The 18,813-nt window shown below is 73.7% G+C and carries 15 protein-coding genes; 7 read left to right on the top strand and 8 right to left on the bottom strand.

Features of this window, described 5'->3' with window-relative positions; genetic code table 11:
* Positions 1–157: 157 nt before the first annotated feature.
* Entirely contained in the window at positions 158–346 is a 189-nt protein-coding gene (locus tag ACFWI8_RS18650) for a DUF5703 family protein (protein ID WP_132816844.1), read from the bottom strand.
* 47 nt (positions 347–393) lie between these two features.
* Between ACFWI8_RS18650 and ACFWI8_RS18645 the strand changes: the two genes are divergently transcribed.
* Positions 394–1,056 carry a hypothetical protein gene (locus ACFWI8_RS18645; protein WP_387092463.1) on the top strand — a complete coding sequence of 221 codons (663 nt, stop codon included), beginning with the start codon at positions 394–396 and terminating at the stop codon, positions 1,054–1,056.
* Between the two features lie 9 nt (positions 1,057–1,065).
* Here ACFWI8_RS18645 and ACFWI8_RS18640 read toward each other — a convergent pair whose 3' ends face one another.
* Together ACFWI8_RS18640 and ACFWI8_RS18635 are read right to left on the bottom strand one after the other, a co-directional pair.
* Positions 1,066–3,018 carry a helix-hairpin-helix domain-containing protein gene (locus ACFWI8_RS18640; RefSeq protein WP_387092461.1) on the bottom strand — a complete coding sequence of 651 codons (1,953 nt, stop codon included), beginning with the start codon at positions 3,016–3,018 and terminating at the stop codon, positions 1,066–1,068.
* Positions 3,015–4,001: an aldo/keto reductase gene (locus tag ACFWI8_RS18635; protein WP_387092459.1), complete on the bottom strand. Its 987-nt coding sequence runs from the start codon at positions 3,999–4,001 to the stop codon at positions 3,015–3,017. The genes ACFWI8_RS18640 and ACFWI8_RS18635 overlap by 4 nt, the downstream gene beginning before the upstream one ends.
* An 81-nt stretch (positions 4,002–4,082) precedes the next feature.
* Between ACFWI8_RS18635 and ACFWI8_RS18630 the strand changes: the two genes are divergently transcribed.
* The 5 genes from ACFWI8_RS18630 to mshC all read left to right on the top strand — a co-directional run bounded on the left by ACFWI8_RS18630 (position 4,083) and on the right by mshC (position 8,769).
* A complete protein-coding gene (locus tag ACFWI8_RS18630) occupies positions 4,083–5,132 on the top strand; it encodes an LLM class F420-dependent oxidoreductase (RefSeq protein WP_387092456.1) in 1,050 nt (349 codons plus the stop codon).
* A gap of 55 nt (positions 5,133–5,187) precedes the next feature.
* Entirely contained in the window at positions 5,188–5,880 is a 693-nt protein-coding gene (locus ACFWI8_RS18625; RefSeq protein ID WP_387092454.1) for an MSMEG_4193 family putative phosphomutase, read from the top strand.
* A gap of 86 nt (positions 5,881–5,966) precedes the next feature.
* Positions 5,967–6,560, top strand: a complete 594-nt coding sequence (locus ACFWI8_RS18620) for a DUF3090 domain-containing protein (protein ID WP_132930941.1) — start codon at positions 5,967–5,969, stop codon at positions 6,558–6,560.
* A complete protein-coding gene (locus ACFWI8_RS18615; protein ID WP_387092450.1) occupies positions 6,521–7,429 on the top strand; it encodes an SCO1664 family protein in 909 nt (302 codons plus the stop codon). The genes ACFWI8_RS18620 and ACFWI8_RS18615 overlap by 40 nt, the downstream gene beginning before the upstream one ends.
* Before the next feature lie 110 nt (positions 7,430–7,539).
* Positions 7,540–8,769 (top strand): cysteine--1-D-myo-inosityl 2-amino-2-deoxy-alpha-D-glucopyranoside ligase, encoded by a 1,230-nt coding sequence (mshC, locus tag ACFWI8_RS18610; RefSeq protein ID WP_387092447.1) that lies wholly within the window; start codon positions 7,540–7,542, stop codon positions 8,767–8,769.
* Positions 8,770–8,832: 63 nt separating this feature from the next.
* Here mshC and ACFWI8_RS18605 read toward each other — a convergent pair whose 3' ends face one another.
* The 5 genes from ACFWI8_RS18605 to ACFWI8_RS18585 form a co-directional block, all read right to left on the bottom strand.
* On the bottom strand, positions 8,833–9,813 hold the full coding sequence (locus ACFWI8_RS18605) for a PAC2 family protein (protein ID WP_387092445.1): 981 nt from the start codon (positions 9,811–9,813) through the stop codon (positions 8,833–8,835).
* Positions 9,814–9,965: 152 nt separating this feature from the next.
* The gene (locus tag ACFWI8_RS18600; protein WP_387092442.1) at positions 9,966–11,585 is read right to left on the bottom strand and encodes an FAD-dependent oxidoreductase; all 1,620 of its coding nucleotides are present in this window, start codon (positions 11,583–11,585) and stop codon (positions 9,966–9,968) included.
* Positions 11,586–11,590: 5 nt separating this feature from the next.
* Positions 11,591–13,129: a glycerol kinase GlpK gene (gene glpK, locus ACFWI8_RS18595; RefSeq protein WP_387092439.1), complete on the bottom strand. Its 1,539-nt coding sequence runs from the start codon at positions 13,127–13,129 to the stop codon at positions 11,591–11,593.
* A 69-nt stretch (positions 13,130–13,198) separates the two neighbouring features.
* Positions 13,199–14,011, bottom strand: a complete 813-nt coding sequence (locus tag ACFWI8_RS18590) for an MIP/aquaporin family protein (RefSeq protein WP_387092437.1) — start codon at positions 14,009–14,011, stop codon at positions 13,199–13,201.
* Positions 14,012–14,159: 148 nt separating this feature from the next.
* Entirely contained in the window at positions 14,160–14,936 is a 777-nt protein-coding gene (locus tag ACFWI8_RS18585) for an IclR family transcriptional regulator (RefSeq protein WP_387092434.1), read from the bottom strand.
* A gap of 245 nt (positions 14,937–15,181) precedes the next feature.
* Between ACFWI8_RS18585 and metH the strand changes: the two genes are divergently transcribed.
* Positions 15,182–18,706, top strand: coding sequence for a methionine synthase (metH, locus tag ACFWI8_RS18580; protein WP_387092432.1), 3,525 nt, complete (start codon positions 15,182–15,184; stop codon positions 18,704–18,706).
* Positions 18,707–18,813: the final 107 nt, after the last annotated feature.

Below are 18,813 nucleotides of genomic sequence, written 5' to 3'. Positions count from 1 at the left end.
GGGGGGGGGGGGGGGGTTGGGGCCCCCCCGGGGGGGGCGGGGGGGGCCCGCGGGGGGGGGGGGGCGCCCCGCGGGGCCGGGCCCCCCCGGGGGGGGGGGCCCGGGGCGGGCCCGGCCCCCCACTCCCCGTTTGTGGGTACGGGGCGGAAGAGACGACTTACCAGGTGGCGCGGAGTTGGCGGATGATCCGCCGGCGCAGCCGCACCTGGCGGCTGCCGTCGGGGTACAGGCGGAGTTGGGCCAGCTCCCAGTGACCGTACTCGGCGTGTTCGGTCAGCAGGCGCGTGGCGGCGGCACGGGAGACCCCCCGCGGAACATACACATCGCGAAACTCGTATTCCGGCATCGAATCTATTGTGCGGGCAAGCCCCGGTTGCCGATACCGTCTGCACCATGTCTGATGCTGTGCAGCCCACCGCTGCCCAAGTCCGCGCCGCCGCCGACGCCCTCAAGGCGGCGGTCGACCGGCATCTCGCCGCCGTCGAACGCCGCGCCGCGGCGCCCGGGGCGGCCGAGGCGGACGCCGCGGTGTTCGCCGCGTTCAACGAGCTCGCCGCCGCGGGCGAGGTGTATGACGAGCTGCTGTACGACGTCTATGACGAGGTCACCCCGTTCGAGGTGCCGGAGACGGAGGGCGGGGTCCCCTACGCCGGCCCCGAGGAGCCGGAGGCCCTGAGCGTCTTCATCCGCAGGGACTACACGGTGGTGGAGCCCAAGCGGCTGCTGGCCCAGGCCAAGCGGATCGCCGACCTCGACCCGGAGGCCGGCGACCTCGCACTCGCCGACACCGACGTGGAGGACGGTCCCGCGCGCGGACTCCAGCCGGCGCTCGGTGTGCTCTTCGGGGAGTTCGACCCGGACGAGCTGGCCTCCCGGCACAAGGAGTTCGGCCTCGAAGAGGGGGACGCCACGGTCTGGGTCACCGTGAGTGACGAGCCGGCGGAGCCGGGGGAGTGGCTGGCCGCCCCCTTCGACGCCGTGGACCCGGAGCGGGTGGTCTGCCGCTTCGATATCAGCGAAGCGTTCGAAGAGGACGACCCGGACAACGTGGGCTGACGCGAGCTACTAGCCGGCCGGGACCTGGGCCGCCTGCTCGCGCAGCAGCGCGCGCAGGCGCGTCGTCGGCGGGGCGGATGCGGGTGCGGCCACCGCGCCAGCCAGCGCGGGGCCGAGGCCCTGCACGACCGACAGGTGGGCGGTGCCGCGGCTGAAGGCGGTGTACACCCAGGCCCGGTCGACGGCCCCCGCCGCGTCCCCCGGGAGCACCACCACGACCGCCGGCCAGCGGGTGCCGGCCGCCTGGTGTGCCGTGACCGCCCAGCCGTGCCTGAGCGTGTCGGCCAGGTGCTGCCTGGGCACCAGGAACCTGCCGTCCGCCCCCTCCAGCCAAAGACCGGTGGCGTCCGCCTCGACGACGGTGGCCAGCCGCAGCCGCCCGGGCGCCGGCGAGTGCGCCACCAGGTCACCTGGATCGAATCCGTCGAACCGGCCCGGGCCGGGGTTGAGGCGCTCCTTCAGCGCGGCGTTCAGCGCCCTGGTGCCGGCGGCGCCCCCGTGTCCCGGGGTGATCACCTGCACCTCACCGGCGGCCAGACCGAAGGCACGGGGGATGGAGTCGGTCACCAACTGGACGGTGCGGTGCACGGCCTCGCCCGGATCACGCACCGGCACGATCACCACCTCGTTGGCCGGCGCCGCCACCTGGAGGAGCTCGCCGACCCCGATGCCCGAGACCAACTCGCCCACCGGGCCGGGATCGGGCGTCCTGGACCTGACATGCGGGCAGCCGCCGGCCGCCAGCACGTCGCCGAGCACCCGGCCCGGGCCGGCCGGGCCGAGCAGCGCCGGGTCGCCGCTGAGCACCAGACGGGCGCCGTCCGGCAGCGACTCCACCAGCGAGGCCGCCGACTCGGCGGTCAGCTGGCCGGCGTCGAGCACCACCAGCAGGTCGAGCGGGAGCAGGCCCTCCGCGTCCCGCTCGGGCCCCTCGGCCCCGGAGAGCAGCCCGCCCACCGTGACCGCGGCCCCGGCGCCCTCGGGCAGCAGCGCGGCGAGCCGCCCCCGCCCGTCCGGGGTGTGCGAGGCGGCGCAGGCCCGCAGCCCCAACCCGAGGGAGGCCGCGACCAGCGCGGCCGGCTCGGCCCGCGCGGCCTCACCACCGGTGTGGGCGACCAGCGCCGCGCCGGCCACCGCCCGGATCAGCTCGCCGGCCGAGGCGGACGGCGCGGCCGCGGCGGCCGCCGCCCAGTCGGCCTCGCCCGGCCCCGCGAAGGTGCCGCGCAGCCGGGCGAGGCCGTCGGCCAGGCTCTCCTCGGCCAGAGCGCAGCGGTCGAGGCCGAGCAGCACCCGGACCGGCGCCTCCTCGCCCTCGCCCTCGCCCTCGCCGGCACCGGTCGCCGGGACGTCCTCGTGGTCCTGGAAGACCAGCACGGCGCCGGCCTCGACCGCGTCCCTGACCGCGGCCTCCGGGTCCGGCACGCCGTGCCCGGCGAGCCGCTCGGCGACCACGGCCATCGGCAGCGCGGTGTGGCCGGCCAGGGCCGCCCGCTCCAGCAGCCAGCCGGTCAGGGCACGCGTCCGCCGCTCGTCCCCGGGGGCGAGGTCGGCGCCGAGCAGCGCCCTGGCGAAGCCGTCCGCCTGCTCGGGGCGCACGCCCTCGACCGCGAGCAGCCGCCACGGGTCGTCCCCCAACTCCCGCTCCGCGCCCTCGCCGAGTGCCGCCGCGACCCGCCCGGCGAGCGCCTCGGGGGCGCCGCCGGCCGCGAGCAGCGCGGGCAGCCCGGCCGGCACCGGCACGGGAGCCGGATCGTGCTCCGCGGCGGCGCCCCGCACGGGTGCGGGACCCGGCGCGGGGCGCGGCCGCGGCGAGGGCTGGGGCCGGGTGAAGAACGAGTCGGCCGGGCGCTCGCCGCTCTCCACCGCCCGCACGGCCTCCCGCAGCCGCGCTGCGACGGAGTCCGCCGCGGGGGGCGCCGCGTCCGCCGGGCGCGGCTCCTGGGGGTCGTTCGGTGCGGTCACAGCGAGCTCCAGTCGTGGTCGGGGTAGCGGTGCTCAGGCGCCGAGACGTCGTCCAACGCCTGGCGGATCTCCTGAGGAAGGCTAAGGTCCTCCACTGACAACGCCTCGCTGAGCTGTCGCGCGGTGCGCGCGCCGACGATCGGCGCGCCCACGCCTGGCCGGTCCCGCACCCAGGCGAGCGCCACCTGCAGCGGGGTGACGGCAAGACCGTCGGCGGCTATCGAGACCGCGTCCACGATCCGACCGGCCGCCTCGTCCAGATAGGGCGCGACGAAGGGCGCGAGCTGGTCGGACGCGCCCCGTGAGTCCGCTGGCACCGCCCCCTGCCGGTACTTGCCGGTGAGGACCCCGCGGCCCAGGGGCGAGGACGGCAGCAGCGCGAGCCCGAGATCGAGCGCCGCGGGAAGCACCTCGCGCTCCACCCCGCGCTGCAGCAGCGAGTACTCCATCTGGGTGCTCGCCAGCCTCACGCGCGCCCCCGGCGCACCCAGTTGCCAGGTGGCCGCCTTGGCGAGCTGCCAGCCGCAGAAGTCGGAGACCCCCACATAGCGCGCCCGGCCGCTGGTCACCGCGATGTCCAGCGCCTGCAGGGTCTCCTCGAGCGGCGTGACCGGGTCGTAGGCGTGCAGTTGCCAGAGGTCGACGTGGTCGGTGCCGAGCCGCTCCAGCGAGGCGTCGAGCGCGGCCAGCAGGTGCCCGCGGGAGCCGTCGAACCTGCGGTAGGGGTCGGGCACGCTGCCCGCCTTGGTGGCGATGACCAGGTCCTCGCGCGGCACCAGGGAGCCGACGAGCCGGCCGAGGAGGTACTCGGCGCCGCCGTCCGCGTAGACGTCGGCGGTGTCCACCAGGGTGCCGCCCGCCTCCCAGAAGGTCTTCAGCAGGTCGGAGGCGTCCTGCTCGCCGATGTCCCTCGTCCACGTGAGGGTGCCGAGTCCGAGCCGGGAGACGCGCAGGCCGGTGCGGCCCAGGTGCCGGTGATCCATGGGTGTTGAGCGTACTTGTGGCCCCCGTTACAGTCGGCGGGACGGGTAGTTACTCGCCGGTACGGAGTGTGAGGAGTGGGGATGAGGTTGGGATTGAACCTCGGCTACTGGGGAGCCGGGATGGACGCCGACAACCTGTCCGTCGTCCGCGAGGCCGACCGGCTCGGCTACGCGGTCTGCTGGGCCGCCGAGGCCTACGGCTCGGACGCCGCCACGGTGCTGAGCTGGGTGGCCGCACACACGGAGCGCATCGACGTGGGCTCCGCCATCTTCCAGATCCCGGGCCGCGCGCCGGCCATGACCGCCATGACCGCCGCCACCCTCGACACGCTCTCCGGCGGCCGCTTCCGGCTGGGCCTCGGCGTCTCGGGACCCCAGGTCTCGGAGGGCTGGTACGGGGTCAGGTTCGACCACCCGCTGGCCAGGACCCGCGAGTACGTCGAGATCGTGCGCAAGGTGCTGGCCCGGGAGCGCCTGGAACACCAGGGTGACCACTGGACGCTGCCGCTGCCCGACGGTCCCGGCAAGCCCCTCAAGCTCACCGTGCACCCGGCCCGGGAGCGGATCCCGATCTACGTCGCGGCCGTCGGCCCGAAGAACCTCGACCAGACCGGCGAGATCGCCGACGGCGCGTTGGTGCTCTTCTTCTCGCCCGCGCACGCCGAGCAGACCACCATCAGCCACCTGCGGGCCGGGCGCGAGCGGGCCGGCCGGACGCTCGACGGCTTCGACGTCGTGCCCTCCGTGCCGCTGGCCGTGGGCGACGACCTGGAGGCGCTCGCCGACCAGTTCCGGTCGTACACCGCCCTCTACGTGGGCGGCATGGGCAGCCGCCGGCAGAACTTCTACAACAGGCTCGCCCAGCGCATGGGCTACGAGAAGGAGGCCGCCGAGGTCCAGAAGCACTACCTGTCAGGCGACCGCGCCGCCGCCGAGGCCGCCGTGCCGCGGCAACTCATCGACGACACGGCGCTGCTCGGCCAGGTCGACCGGCTCGCCGACCGGATGACGCGCTACGCCGAGGCCGGCGTCACCACCCTCTCCATCTTCCCCGGCGGCGCCACCCTGGACCAGCGCCTCGCCGGGCTGCGGGCCGCCGCCGAGGCCCTGGAACGGGCCGGTCTCGGCTGACCGGTAGGCGTCGGCGCGGCGTACCGCTGTCCGACCACTGACCTACCCTGAGACCATGCCCACCCTGCTGCTCCTGCGCCACGGCCGCACCACCGCCAACTCGGCCGGCCTGCTCGCCGGCCGAGCGCCCGGTGTCGGCCTGGACGACTACGGCTCGGCCCAGGCCGCCGCGCTCCCGGCCAGGCTCGCCGGCGTCCCGCTGGCCGCCGTCGTGCACAGCCCGCTCCAGCGCTGTGCCGAGACCGTGGCCCCGCTCCTGGCCGACCGCCCGGGCCTTCCGGCGTTCGCCGAGGAGCGGGTCGTCGAGTGCGACTACGGCGAGTGGACCAACCGCAGGCTGGCCGAGCTCGCCGAGGAACCGCTGATGGCCACCGTCCGGCGGCAGCCGTCCGCCGCCGTCTTCCCCGGCGGCGAGTCGCTGCGCGCCGTGTCGGCCAGGGTGGTGGCCGCGGCCCGCGAGTGGGACGCCAGGATCGCCGCCGAGCACGGTCCCGACGCCGTCTGGCTGATGTGCACCCACGGCGACAACATCAAGGCGATCGTGGCCGACGCTCTCGGCCTCCACCTCGACCTCTTCCAGCGGCTTGTACCGCATCCCGCGTCCGTCAGCGCCCTGAGGTACGGCGAGCAGCCCCTGTTGCTGCGCTTCGGGGACACGGGCGACCTGGCCGAGTTCGTCCCCGACACGGAGGCCGCCGCGCGGGACGCCGCCGAGGCCACCAGGTCCCCGGTGGGCGGTGGCGCGTAGGGCGTGTGAGGCGTGCGCCGGGCAGCTTGATCGCCGAGCGCAGTAGGGTGCCAGTGTCGTAACCACGTCGACCCCCGGAGCAGTGCGTGTCCCGTCAGGTGTTCCTCTACGACCCTCCCGACCGCTTCGTCGCCGGGACCGTCGGGCTGCCTGGCCGCCGTACCTTCTTCCTGCAGGCCTCGGCGGCCGGCCGTACCACCAGCGTCGCCCTGGAGAAGGCCCAGGTCGAGGCCTTGGCCGAGCGCATCGACGAGCTGCTCGACGAGGTCGTGCGGCGCTCGGGCGGCAACACGTCGGTGCCGGCCGTCGCCCCGTCAGAACTCGCCGACACGGCCCCGCTGGAGAGCCCGGTGGAGGAGGAGTTCCGCGTCGGCACCATGGCGCTCGCCTGGGACAGCGAGAGCGAGCGCATGATCGTCGAGGCCCAGGCGCTGGTCGAGCTCGACGCCGACTCCGAGGAGGAGTTCGCCGAGGCCGAGGAGCGGTTGCTGCGCGACGACGAGAACGGTCCACCGATGCTGCGGGTCAGGCTCAGCGGCACCATGGCCCGCGCCTTCGCCAAGCGCGCCCTGGAGGTCGTCAACGCCGGCCGCCCCCCGTGCCCGCTGTGCAGTCTGCCGCTCGACCCGGAGGGACACGTATGTCCGCGCCAGAACGGATACCGCCGCACCCGGGCGTGACCGTCGACGAGGCGCTCGAACACGGCGAGCTGACGATCCACGGGCGCATCCCCGACGCTTCCAACGCGGTGCTCTACGCCACCGCCGAGCTGGCCGGCCGGCGGGTGCCCTGCGTCTACAAGCCGGTCGCCGGCGAGCGCCCGCTGTGGGACTTCCCGGACGGCACCCTCGCCCAGCGCGAGGTCGCCGCCTACGAGGTCTGTCGCGCCCTCGGCTGGGACGCGGTGCCGCCCACGGTGCTGCGCGAGGGGCCGCTCGGCACCGGGATGTGCCAGCTGTGGGTCGGCCCCGCGCCCGACGAGGCGGACGATGTCGATCCCGAGGCCGTCTCCGAGGCCGTCTCCGACGAGGACGAGCAGGAGGGGGACGAGGACGGCGAGGGGTCGCCGTCGCTGCTGGCCCTGGTCGAGGCGGACCGGCCCGAGCCGGGCTGGAAGGCGGTCGGCCGCGCCGAGGTGGGGGAGGGTCGTACTGCCCTGCTGGTCCACGCGGACGACGACCGGCTGCGCCGGATAGCCGCCCTGGACGCCGTGATCAACAACGGCGACCGCAAGGGCGGCCACCTGCTGCCGCTCCCCGACGGCCGGCTCTACGGCATCGACCACGGCGTCACCTTCCACACCGAGGACAAGCTGCGCACCCTGCTCTGGGGGTGGGCCGGCGAGCCGCTGCCCACGGCCGTGCTGACGGCGCTGCGCGGCCTCCAGGCCGAACTCGCGGACGACCGGCCGCTGTTCGCCCGGCTGCTGACGTTGCTCACCGAGGCCGAGTGCCGGGCGCTGCGCGACAGGACGGCCGCGCTGCTGAGCTCCGGGCGACATCCGCTGCCCGGCGGCGAGTGGCCCGCCATCCCCTGGCCGCTGGTCTGATCTGATCTGATCTGATCTGACCTGCCCGGGCCGACGCCGACGGCCCGGGCAGGCCCCGACCGGCCACCGCCCTGTCGTGCCGCGCCGGGGCAGGCGGTTAGGCTCGGGGCATGTATGCCTGGCCTGCTTCCAAAGTCCCCGTTCTGCCCGGTCAGGGGCGTGATCTCACGATTCACGACACGGCCGCCGGCGCCCGGGTGACGCTGACTCCCGGCCCCGTCGCCCGGCTCTACGTCTGCGGCATCACCCCCTACGACGCCACCCACATGGGCCACGCCGCCACCTACACCGCCTTCGACCTCGTCCAGCGGGTGTGGCTCGACACCAAGCGCCAGGTGCACTACGTCCAGAACGTGACCGACGTCGACGACCCGCTGCTGGAGCGCGCCGCCGCCACCGGCGAGGACTGGACCGCGCTCGCGGAGCGCGAGACCACCCTGTTCCGCGAGGACATGACAGCCCTGCGGATGCTGCCGCCGCGCCACTACGTGGGGGCCGTGGAGTCCATACCGGCCATCGTGCCGCTGGTCGAGCGGCTGCGCGCCAAGGGCGCCGCCTACGACGTGGAGGGCGACGTCTACTTCTCCGTCGACACCGACCCGCGCTTCGGCGGGGTGGCCCACCTCACCCAGGACACCATGCGCGCCCTGTCCGCCGAGCGCGGCGGCGACCCGGAGCGTGCTGGCAAGAAGAACCCGCTCGACCCGCTGCTGTGGCGCGCGGCCCGCCCAGGGGAGCCCTCCTGGGACGGCGGCTCGCTCGGCCCCGGGCGACCCGGCTGGCACATCGAGTGCGTGGCCATCGCGCTCGAACACCTCGGCATGGGCTTCGACATCCAGGGCGGCGGCTCGGACCTCGCCTTCCCGCACCACGAGATGGGCGCCTCGCACGCCCAGGTGCTCACCGGCGAGCACCCCTTCGCCGCCGCCTACGCGCACGCCGGGATGGTCGGCTACCAGGGCGAGAAGATGTCGAAGTCCCGGGGCAACCTGGTGCTCGTCTCCCAGCTGCGCCGGGCCGGCGTCGACCCCGCCGCCATCCGCCTCGCCCTGCTGGCCCACCACTACCGGGCCGACTGGGAGTGGACGGACGCGGTGCTCGACGCGGCCGTGGCGCGCCTGGCCCGCTGGCGGGCCGCGGTCTCCCGGCCGGACGGGCCGCCGGCCGAAGGACTGGTCGAGGAGCTGCGCGCGGCCCTGGCGGACGACCTGGACGCGCCGACGGCGCTCGCCGCGGTCGACCGCTGGGCCGAGGCGCAGGAGCGGGGCGCGGGCGCCGAGGCCGGCGGCCCCGGTGTGGTGACGCGGGCGGTCGACGCGTTGCTCGGCGTGGCCCTCTGACGGCCCGAGCCCCGTCCGGGACCGTGTTCGGTCCCGGACGGGGCTCGGTCGTGCGGCGGGGGATCAGTCCTCGTTGTCCTGGGGCCCCGGCTCCTGCGGGCCCTGCTCGCCCTCGGACGGCCGGCGCCGTGGCCTGGTCCGGCCGCTGCCGGGATCGCGCAGGTACGAGCCGGGGTCCCCGGGCGGGGCCTGGCCGTCCCGGCGCCGGAGATAGCGCTCGAACTCCTTGGCGATCGCCTCGCCGGAGGCCTCCGGCAGCTCCGCCGTGTCCCTGGCCTCCTCCAGCGACTTGACGTACTCGGCGACCTCGCTGTCCTCGGCGGCCAGCTGGTCGACGCCGATCTGCCAGGCCCTGGCGTCCTCCGGCAGGTCGCCCAGCGGGATCCCAACCCCCAGCAGGTCCTCGAGCGAGTGCAGCAGCGCCAACGACGCCTTCGGGTTGGGCGGCTGCGCCACATAGTGCGGAACGGCGGCCCAGAGCGTCACCGCGGGCACGCCGGCGTGGGTGCACGCCTCCTGCAGGATGCCGACGATGCCGGTGGGGCCCTCGTAGCGGGACTCCTCCAGGTCGAGGCGAACCGCCAGGTCCTCGTCCGAGGTCACGCTGGTGACCGGCACCGGCCGGGTGTGCGGGGTGTCGCCGAGCAGCGCGCCGAGCACCACGACCATCTCCACGCCGAGTTCGTGCGCGAAGCCCAGGATCTCGTTGCAGAACGAACGCCAGCGCATGCTGGGCTCGATGCCGCGCACCAACACCAGGTCACGACGCTTCACCGGGCCGTTCTCCGAGCCGATCCTGACCACCGAGAGACGGGTGGTCGGCCAGGTGACGCGGCGCACCCCGCCGTCGAGCCAGATGTGCGGCCGATTGACCTGGAAGTCGTAGTAGTCCTCGGCGTCGAGAGCCGCGAACACCTCCCCCTTCCACTCCCGCTCCAGATGAGCGACCGCTGCGGAGGCGGCGTCACCCGCATCGTTCCAGCCCTCGAACGCGGCCACCATGACCGGGTCGACCAGCTCGGGAACTCCTTCGAGCTCGATCACCCAGCGCCTCCTCCCGGCCGGGCGGGAGGAAGGCCCGGCCCGGCTGCCGTATGTGTTGCGTGCGGCCCCAGCCTACGGCGTGACCGTGCCCAGACCGGAGTCCTCGTACGCATGTGCGCGGGTCAGCGGGGTCGTGGGGTTGCGCGGCTCCGTCAGGCGGCGGGCAGGCCGAGCAGGTCGGCCACCCTGGCGCGTACCTCGGGGGTGTCGAGGCCGCGGATGGTCAGGGTGGTGCGGCGACGGACCACGTCCTCCACGGTCTCGGCCCACTCGTGGTCGCGGGCGTAGACGACCTGGGCCCAGATCTCGGGCCCGTCCGGGTGGACGCGCTCGCCGAGCGCCGGGTCCGCGCGCACCAGGCGGGCGATCTCGAAGGCCAGCGAGCCGTAGTGGGTCGCGAGTTGGCGGGCCGTCAGCGGATCCATCCGGGCGCCGGGTTCGCGGTCCACGAGCAGCCGGTGCGCGACCGCGTTCGGGTTGGCGACACCGGGCAGCGGCACCCGGCGCACCAGGTCGGAGACGGGCTCCATGTCCTCGGCGAGCGGCACCGTGTGCTGGGCGGCGAGCTTGCGGAGCACCATCCGGCCGATGTGCCGGTAGGTGGTCCACTTGCCGCCGGCCACCGACAGCATGCCGCCGCGGCCCTCGGTGACCACCGTCTCGCGCCGGGCCGCCTCCACCCCGCCCGGACCGCCGGGGAGCACCCGGAGGCCGGCGAACGCGTAGGTGAGCAGCGAGCGGTCGAGCTGCTCGTCGCGGACGGAGAACGCGGCCTCGTCCAGGATCTGCCGGATGTCGGCCTCGGTGGCCCGCACCTCGGCCGGGTCGCCCTCGTACGGCTCGTCCGTGGTGCCCAGCAGCAGCTGGTCCTCCCACGGCAGCGCGAAGGTGATGCGGTACTTGTCGACCGGGGTGGCCAGCGCGGTCCGCCACGGGCTGGTGCGCCGCAGCACCAGGTGGGCGCCTTTGGAGAGCCGGATGCTGGGGGCCGCGCCCGGGTCCTCGAGACGCCGCAGGTGGTCGACCCAGGGCCCGGTCGCGTTGAGGACCAGGCGGGCGTCGACGCCGAACTCGTCGCCGCTGAGCCGGTCGCGAAGCTCGGCCCCGGTGACCCGGCCGTGGGTGAAGCGCAGCCCGACGACCTCGGCGTGGTTGAGGACGGCCGCCCCGGACTGGACGGCCGCCCGGACCGTCATCACGGCCATCCGGGAGTCGTTCATCTGGTGGTCGCCGTAGACCGCGACGGCGCGCAGGTTCTCGGTGCGCAGGGCGGGGTTGAGGGCCGCGGCCCTGGCGGGGGAGATGACGCGGCCGACGCCGTCGCCGAAGGCGGAGAGCGCGGAGTAGGCGAAGACGCCGGCGCCCAGCTTGGCGGCGCCGTGCGGCCCGCCCTTGTAGACGGGCAGGTGGAAGGTGAGCGGGTTGACCAGGTGCGGGGCGACGTCCCGGGCGAGCACCCGGCGCTCGTGGTGGTTCTCGGCCACCAGCCGGACGGCGCCGGTCTGCAGGTAGCGCAGGCCGCCGTGCACCAGCTTGGAGGAGGCGGACGAGGTGGCGCCGGCGAAGTCGCCGGCGTCCACCATCGCCACCCGCAGCCCGGACTGGGCGGCGTGCCAGGCCACCGAGGTGCCCAGGATGCCGCCGCCGACGACCAGCAGGTCCCAGGTCGCCGTGGCGAGCCGGTCGCGGGTCTCGGCCCGCCGGTCGGCCGCCGCTATCCCGGCGGGACCCGCGGTGGTGGGGGTTCCTGCGGTCGGCTGCGGGGTGTTCATGATCGTCAGTTCTCCTCGTCCAGCCAGCCCATGGTCCGCTGCACGGCCTTGAGCCAGAACTTGTACTCGCGGTCGCGCTCGGCCGCGTCCATCTGCGGGGTCCACTCGGCGGCCCGGCGCCAGTTGTGGCGCAGGTCCTCGATGTCGGTCCAGAAGCCCACCGCGAGACCCGCCGCGTAGGCGGCGCCCAGGCAGGTGGTCTCGGAGACCATCGGGCGCACCACGGGCACGTCGAGGAAGTCCGAGATGTTCTGCATCAGCAGGTTGTTGGAGGTCATCCCGCCGTCCACCTTGAGGGTGGTGAGCTCCATGCCGGAGTCCTTCTTCATGGCGTCGACGATCTCGCGGGTCTGCCAGGCGGTGGCCTCCAGCACGGCCCTGGCGATGTGCGCCTTGGTGACGTAGCGGGTGAGCCCGGAGATGACGCCCCGGGCGTCGGAGCGCCAGTAGGGGGCGAAGAGCCCGGAGAAGGCGGGCACGAAGTAGGCGCCGCCGTTGTCCTCGACGGAGCGGGCGAGGGTCTCGATCTCGGCGGCGCTGTTGATGAGGCCCATCTGGTCGCGCATCCACTGCACCAGCGCGCCGGTGATGGCGATGGAGCCCTCGAGCGCGTAGACCGGGGCCTGGTCGCCGATCCGGTAGCCGACGGTGGTGATCAGGCCGGCGTAGGAGTTGATGGCCTCGGTGCCGGTGTTCATCAGCAGGAACGTTCCGGTGCCGTAGGTGGACTTGCCCTCGCCGACGCCGAAGCAGGTCTGGCCGAAGAGCGCCGCCTGCTGGTCGCCGAGCGCCGAGGCCACCGGCACGCCGTCCAGCACGCCGCCCTTGGCCGAGCCGTACACCTCGGCCGAGGAGCGGATCTCGGGGAGCACCGAGGGCGGCACGCCGATGGAGCTGACGATCCGCTGGTCCCAGTCGAGGGTGCGCAGGTTCATCAGCAGGGTGCGGGAGGCGTTGGTGACGTCCGTGACGTGCACGCCGCCCTCGGGCCCGCCGGTCAGGTTCCAGATGACCCAGGAGTCCATGGTGCCGAAGAGCAGCTCGCCGCGGTCGGCGCGCTCCCGCAGGCCCGGGACGTTGTCCAGCAGCCAGCGGATCTTGGGGCCGGCGAAGTAGGAGGCGAGGGGGAGCCCGGTCTCCCGGCGGAAGCGGTCCTGGCCGACGTTGCGGCCCAGCTCGCGACAGAGGGCGTCGGTGCGGGTGTCCTGCCAGACGATGGCGTTGTGCACCGGCTCGCCCGTGGCCTTGTCCCACAGCAGCGTGGTCTCGCGCTGGTTGGTGATGCCGATGGCCTTGACGTGTTCGCGGGTGATGCCGGCCTTCTCCAGGGCGCCGGCCACCACCTCCTGGACGTTGGTCCAGATCTCGGCGGCGTCGTGCTCCACCCAGCCGGGCTTGGGGAAGATCTGCTCGTGCTCCTTCTGGTCGACCGAGACGATCCGGCCGTCGCGGTCGAAGACGATGCAGCGGCTCGAGGTGGTGCCCTGGTCGATGGCGGCGATGTACTCGCGCGGGGCGTCGGCGGGCTCGTGGGTTTCCGACATACGGCGGCTCCTGGTGACGGCGGGTTCGGCGGTTCGGCGGTCGGGCGGGGGAGTGGCGGCTGGGGCGGATCAGAAGAGTGCGGTGTGGATGCCGGCCGCCGCCGCGCCGCCGGCCAGCGGGCCGACCACCGGGATCCACGCGTAGCTCCAGTCGGAGCTGCCCTTGTTGGGCAGCGGCAGCAACTGGTGGACGATGCGGGGCCCCAGGTCGCGGGCCGGGTTGATGGCGTAGCCGGTGGGCCCGCCGAGCGAGAGGCCGATGCCGACGACGACGAGCGCGACCATCAGGCCGCCGGTGCCGGAGACCGTGAGCCCGTCGTTGAGGCCGATGCCGAGCACCAGCAGGACCAGGACCGTGGTGCCGATGATCTCGGTGGCCAGGTTCTGCACGGTGTTGCGGATCTCCGGGGCCGTGGAGAAGATCCCGAGCACCGGTCCCGGCTGCCCGGCGGCCGCGTCGCGCCGCTCCTCGACCTCGCGCGTCTCGTCGAACGCCTTGGCGCCGGGCGTGCGGGAGCCGCTGACGATCTCGTGGTCGCTGAGGTGCGCCTTGAAGTGGCCGTAGTAGGCGATCCAGGTGAGGAAGGCGCCCAGCATGGCGCCGACCATCTGGCCGGCGATGTAGGTGCCGAAGTTGCGCCACACGCCGGAGTCGATGGCGATGCCGAGTGTGACGGCCGGGTTCAGGTGTGCGCCGGAGAGCTGGGTGGACACGTATACGCCGGAGAGCACGCCGATGCCCCAGCCGAAGGAGATGGCCAGCCAGCCGGCGTCGAACGCCTTCGATTTCTTGAGGACGACGCCGGCGACGACGCCGGTGCCGAGCAGGATCAGTGTGGCGGTGCCGATGACCTCGCCGAAGAAGATGTCGGAGCTGGACACCCGTGACTCCTTTGTCCTTCGTCCAGGGGTTCCTGGCCGACGACCGTCCACCGTTCGACAATGTCGACCATCGAACGGCAGTTTTCTCCCCGGGGGCGCCGCCGTCAAGGGGTTGTGCGGCAGATAACCCAAGGGTGTCTGGATTGTCCTAGAAGCGGCCGGCTCCGAGGTCGCGCGACACGGAGCGCGCGCAGTCCCGCACGGCGGCCACGAGGCGTGGGTCCAGATCCTCCTGCCCCGCGGCGCCGGACCGCATACGCTCCACGGCCCCGGTGATTCCCACGGCCCCCACCGGCATTCGCCGCCGGTCCAGGATGGGCGCGGCGATGGAGGCCACCCCGTCCCAGGTCTCGCCGACGTCGCTGGCCCAGCCCCGGGAGCGCACCAGCTCCAGGTTCTCCTCGAACGCCGCGGGGTCGGTCACCGTGCGCTCCGTGATGGCGGCGAAATCGCCCTCCATCACCTCGTTGTGCGCGACGGGGTCGAAGGCCGCGAGCACCTTGCCGAGCGCGGTGCTGTGCAGCGGCTGCATGGCACCCACCTCGAGCACCTGCCGGCTGTCGTCCGGCCGGAAGACGTGGTGCACCACGAGCACGCCCCGCTGGTGCAGCACCCCGAGGTACGCCGCCTCGCCGCTGGCCCGCGCCAGGTCGTCGGTCCAGACCAGGGCGCGGGCGCGCAGCTCGTGCACGTCCAGATAGCTGTTGCCGAGCCGCAGCAGCTCGGCGCCCAGCTGGTACCTCCCCGAGGTCGGGTCCTGCTCGACGAAGCCTTCCTGCTGCAGCGTGCGCAGCAGCCCGTGCGTGGTGGCCTTGGCCAGCCCTATGGCGGAGGCGATGTCCGACAGGCCAAGGCGGCGCTCGCCGCCGGCCAGCAGGCGCAGCACGGCCGCCGCGCGTTCGAGCGACTGGATGGTCCGCGCCATGAGGTCGCCTCCCTGCTTCTCGCACCGTCCGCCCCGTGCCGGGCGTCGTTCGGCATTGTCGAACGAGAGCGGGTCATGTCGATACCCCCGGCGTCGAGAAATGAGTCTAAGACCGTCCACGGATCGGAAGGGCTCCCCGCCCGGAGGGCCCCAACCGTTACCCTGACCAGGTGCGCCCGCCCCGAGGGCAACGCCTCGCCGCCGGGCGCATAGCCGACAGCCGTCGCATCCCCGGGAGCCTCCCCATGGCCTTGTCCAGTGCCGCGTCCAGTCCCTCCACCGTCCCCCAGCCCGAGCGGGCCGCCGCCCTCCGCGAGGCCCTCGCCTCCCGGGTCGTGGTCGCCGACGGCGGCATGGGCACCATGCTCCAGGCGCAGGACCCCACCCTGGACGACTTCCAGCAGCTCGAGGGCTGCAACGAGGTCCTCAACGTCACCCGCCCCGACATCGTGGGCAACGTCCACCGCGCCTACTTCGAGGCCGGCGTCGACTGCGTCGAGACCAACACCTTCGGCGCCAACCTGAGCGCGCTCGGCGAGTACGAGATCGCCGACCGGATCGGCGAGCTCTCCGCGGCCGGCGCCGCCGTCGCCCGCGCCGTCGCCGACGAGTTCGCCGCGGCCGACGGTCGCCTGCGCTGGGTGCTCGGCTCCATGGGGCCGGGCACCAAGCTCCCCACCCTGGGGCACACCAGCTTCGCGGCCCTCAGGGACGCCTACCAGCGCAACGCGGAGGGCCTCGTCGAGGGCGGCGCCGACGCGCTGCTCGTCGAGACCTCCCAGGACCTGCTCGGCACCAAGGCCGCCGTGCTCGGCGCCCGCCGCGCGCTGACCGCCACCGGCGCCATGCTGCCGTTGATGGTGCAGGTGACCGTCGAGACCACGGGAACCATGCTGCTCGGCTCCGAGATCGGCGCCGCGCTCACCGCGCTCGAGCCCCTCGGCATCGACGTGATCGGCCTCAACTGCGCCACCGGGCCCGCCGAGATGAGCGAGCACCTGCGCTACCTGGCCCGGCACGCCGGCATCCCGATCTCCTGCATGCCCAACGCCGGGCTGCCCGTGCTCGGCAAGGACGGCGCCCACTACCCGCTCTCCCCGGGCGAGCTGGCCGACGCGCACGAGTCCTTCATCGCCGAGTTCGGCCTCTCCCTGGTCGGCGGCTGCTGCGGCACCACGCCCGAGCACCTGCGGCAGGTGGTCGAGCGCGTCGGGCGGCTCACGCCCCCGCCGCGCGACCCGAGCCCCGAGCCGGGCGCCGCGTCGCTCTACCAGACCGTGCCGTTCCGGCAGGACGCCTCCTACCTGGCGATCGGCGAGCGCACCAACGCCAACGGCTCCAAGAAGTTCCGCGAGGCCATGCTCGACGGCCGCTGGGACGACTGCGTGGAGCTGGCCCGCGAGCAGATCCGCGAGGGCGCCCACCTGCTCGACCTGTGCGTGGACTACGTCGGCCGGGACGGCGTGGCCGACATGAGCGAGCTCGCCGGCCGGCTGGCCACCGCCTCCACCCTGCCGATCGTGTTGGACTCCACCGAGCCCGCCGTGATCCGGGCCGGGCTGGAGAAGCTCGGCGGCCGCGCGGTCATCAACTCCGTCAACTACGAGGACGGCGACGGCCCCGACTCCCGGTTCGCGACCGTGACCGCCCTCGCCGTCGAGCACGGCGCCGCGCTGATGGCCCTCACCATCGACGAGACCGGCCAGGCGCGCACCCCCGAGCACAAGGTGGCCGTCGCCGAGCGGCTGATCGCCGACCTCACCGGCAACTGGGGCGTGGCCGAGCACGACATCATCATCGACTGCCTCACCTTCACCATCTGCACCGGACAGGAGGAGTCCCGCAAGGACGGCGTCAACACCATCGAGGCCATCAGGGAGCTCAAGCGGCGCCATCCCCGCGTGCAGACCACCCTCGGCCTGTCCAACATCTCCTTCGGCCTCAACCCGGCCGCCCGGCTCGTGCTGAACTCCGTCTTCCTCGACGAGTGCGTCAGGGCCGGCCTCGACTCGGCCATCGTGCACGCCGCCAAGATCCTGCCCATCGCCAGGATCGAGCCCGAGCACGTCGAGGTCGCCCTCGACCTGATCTACGACCGGCGGCGCGAGGGCTACGACCCCCTCCAGCGCTTCCTGCAGCTCTTCGAGGGCGTGGACGCCAAGTCCATGCGGGCCGGCAAGACCCAGGAGCTCCTCGCCCTGCCGCTCGAGGAGCGGCTCAAGCGCCGCATCATCGACGGCGAGCGCAACGGCCTGGAGGCCGACCTGGACGAGGCGCTGGCCCAGCGCCCGGCCCTGGAGATCGTCAACGACACGCTGCTCGCCGGCATGAAGATCGTCGGCGAACTGTTCGGCTCGGGCCAGATGCAGCTGCCGTTCGTGCTCCAGTCCGCCGAGGTGATGAAGCAGGCGGTCGCCCACCTCGAACCCCACATGGAGAAGACGGGGGACGCAGGGAAGGGCACCATCGTGCTGGCCACCGTGCGCGGCGACGTCCACGACATCGGCAAGAACCTCGTCGACATCATCCTCACCAACAACGGCTACACCGTCGTCAACCTCGGCATCAAGCAGCCCGTCGGCGCCATCCTCGACGCGGCCGCCGAGCACCGCGCCGACGTCATCGGGATGTCGGGGCTGCTGGTGAAGTCCACGGTGATCATGAAGGAGAACCTGGAGGAGCTGAACCGGCGCGGCATGGCCACCGACTACCCGGTGATCCTCGGCGGCGCCGCCCTGACCCGCGCCTACGTCGAGCAGGACCTGCACGAGATCTACGAGGGCGAGGTCCGCTACGCCAGGGACGCCTTCGAGGGGCTGCGGCTGATGGACGCTCTGGTCGCCGTCAAGCGCGGCGTGCCCGGCGCCACCCTGCCCGAGCTGAAGAAGCGGCGGGTGGCGGCCCGCCCCCGGGCCGAGGTCGTGGAGACCGGGGCCGAGCCGGCGCCGCGCCGCTCGGCCACCGCCACCGACGTGCCGATCCCGACCCCGCCCTTCCTCGGCACCCGGGTCGTCAAGGGCATCCCGCTGAAGGACTACGCGGCCTGGCTCGACGAGGGCGCGCTGTTCAAGGGGCAGTGGGGCCTCAAAGCCGCCAGGGACGGCGGCCCCGACCACGCCGAACTCGTGGAGACCGAGGGCCGGCCCAGGCTGCGCGGCTGGCTGGACCGGCTGCACACCGACAGCCTGCTCGAGGCCGCCGTGGTCTACGGGTACTTCCCCTGCCACGCCGAGGGCGACGACCTGGTCATCCTCGACGAGGACGGCAAGGAGCGCACCCGCTTCACCTTCCCCCGCCAGCGTCGCGGCCGCCACCTCTGTCTGGCCGACTTCTTCCGCCCGGCCGAGTCCGGCGAGACGGACGTGGTGGCCCTGCAGACCGTCACCATCGGTCCCCGGGTCAGCCAGGCCACCGCCGAGCTGTTCGCCGCCGACTCCTACCGCGACTACCTGGAGCTCCACGGCCTCTCCGTGCAGCTCGCCGAGGCCCTGGCCGAGTACTGGCACGCCCGGGTCCGCGCCGATCTCGGCATCGCGGGGGGCGACCCGGCCGAGCTCGACGGCATGTTCCGCACCGAGTACCAGGGCTGCCGCTACTCCCTGGGCTACCCGGCCTGTCCCGACCTCGCGGACCGGGCCAAGATCGCCCAGCTCCTGGACTCGGAGCGGATCGGCGTCACCCTGTCCGAGGAGTTCCAGCTCGACCCGGAGCAGTCCACGGACGCGATCATCCTTCACCACCCGGAAGCCAACTATTTCAACGCACGCTAACCCGATCGGGCGTACTGGACCGGCAGGCACTCGTCGGATTTTCACCGGCAAAGTAAACTGATCGGTCCGGAACAGGCCGGTCGTCTCCCGCAGACGGCCGGCCTTCC

The sequence above is a fragment of the Streptomyces sp. NPDC127098 genome (genome assembly GCF_042722465.1).
Taxonomy (GTDB): domain Bacteria; phylum Actinomycetota; class Actinomycetes; order Streptomycetales; family Streptomycetaceae; genus Streptomyces; species Streptomyces millisiae.
This window is presented reverse-complemented; position numbering and strand designations above follow the sequence as displayed.

Bases quoted from the DNA above. Each gene is read 5' to 3' on its own strand.
- ACFWI8_RS18650 (WP_132816844.1), bottom strand. From the start codon at position 346: ATGCCGGAATACGAGTTTCGCGATGTGTATGTTCCGCGGGGGGTCTCC.
- ACFWI8_RS18645 (WP_387092463.1), top strand. From the start codon at position 394: ATGTCTGATGCTGTGCAGCCCACCGCTGCCCAAGTCCGCGCCGCCGCC.
- ACFWI8_RS18635 (WP_387092459.1), bottom strand. From the start codon at position 4,001: ATGGATCACCGGCACCTGGGCCGCACCGGCCTGCGCGTCTCCCGGCTC.
- ACFWI8_RS18630 (WP_387092456.1), top strand. From the start codon at position 4,083: ATGAGGTTGGGATTGAACCTCGGCTACTGGGGAGCCGGGATGGACGCC.
- ACFWI8_RS18625 (WP_387092454.1), top strand. From the start codon at position 5,188: ATGCCCACCCTGCTGCTCCTGCGCCACGGCCGCACCACCGCCAACTCG.
- ACFWI8_RS18615 (WP_387092450.1), top strand. From the start codon at position 6,521: ATGTCCGCGCCAGAACGGATACCGCCGCACCCGGGCGTGACCGTCGAC.
- mshC (WP_387092447.1), top strand. From the start codon at position 7,540: ATGTATGCCTGGCCTGCTTCCAAAGTCCCCGTTCTGCCCGGTCAGGGG.
- ACFWI8_RS18600 (WP_387092442.1), bottom strand. From the start codon at position 11,585: ATGAACACCCCGCAGCCGACCGCAGGAACCCCCACCACCGCGGGTCCC.
- glpK (WP_387092439.1), bottom strand. From the start codon at position 13,129: ATGTCGGAAACCCACGAGCCCGCCGACGCCCCGCGCGAGTACATCGCC.
- ACFWI8_RS18585 (WP_387092434.1), bottom strand. From the start codon at position 14,936: ATGGCGCGGACCATCCAGTCGCTCGAACGCGCGGCGGCCGTGCTGCGC.
- metH (WP_387092432.1), top strand. From the start codon at position 15,182: ATGGCCTTGTCCAGTGCCGCGTCCAGTCCCTCCACCGTCCCCCAGCCC.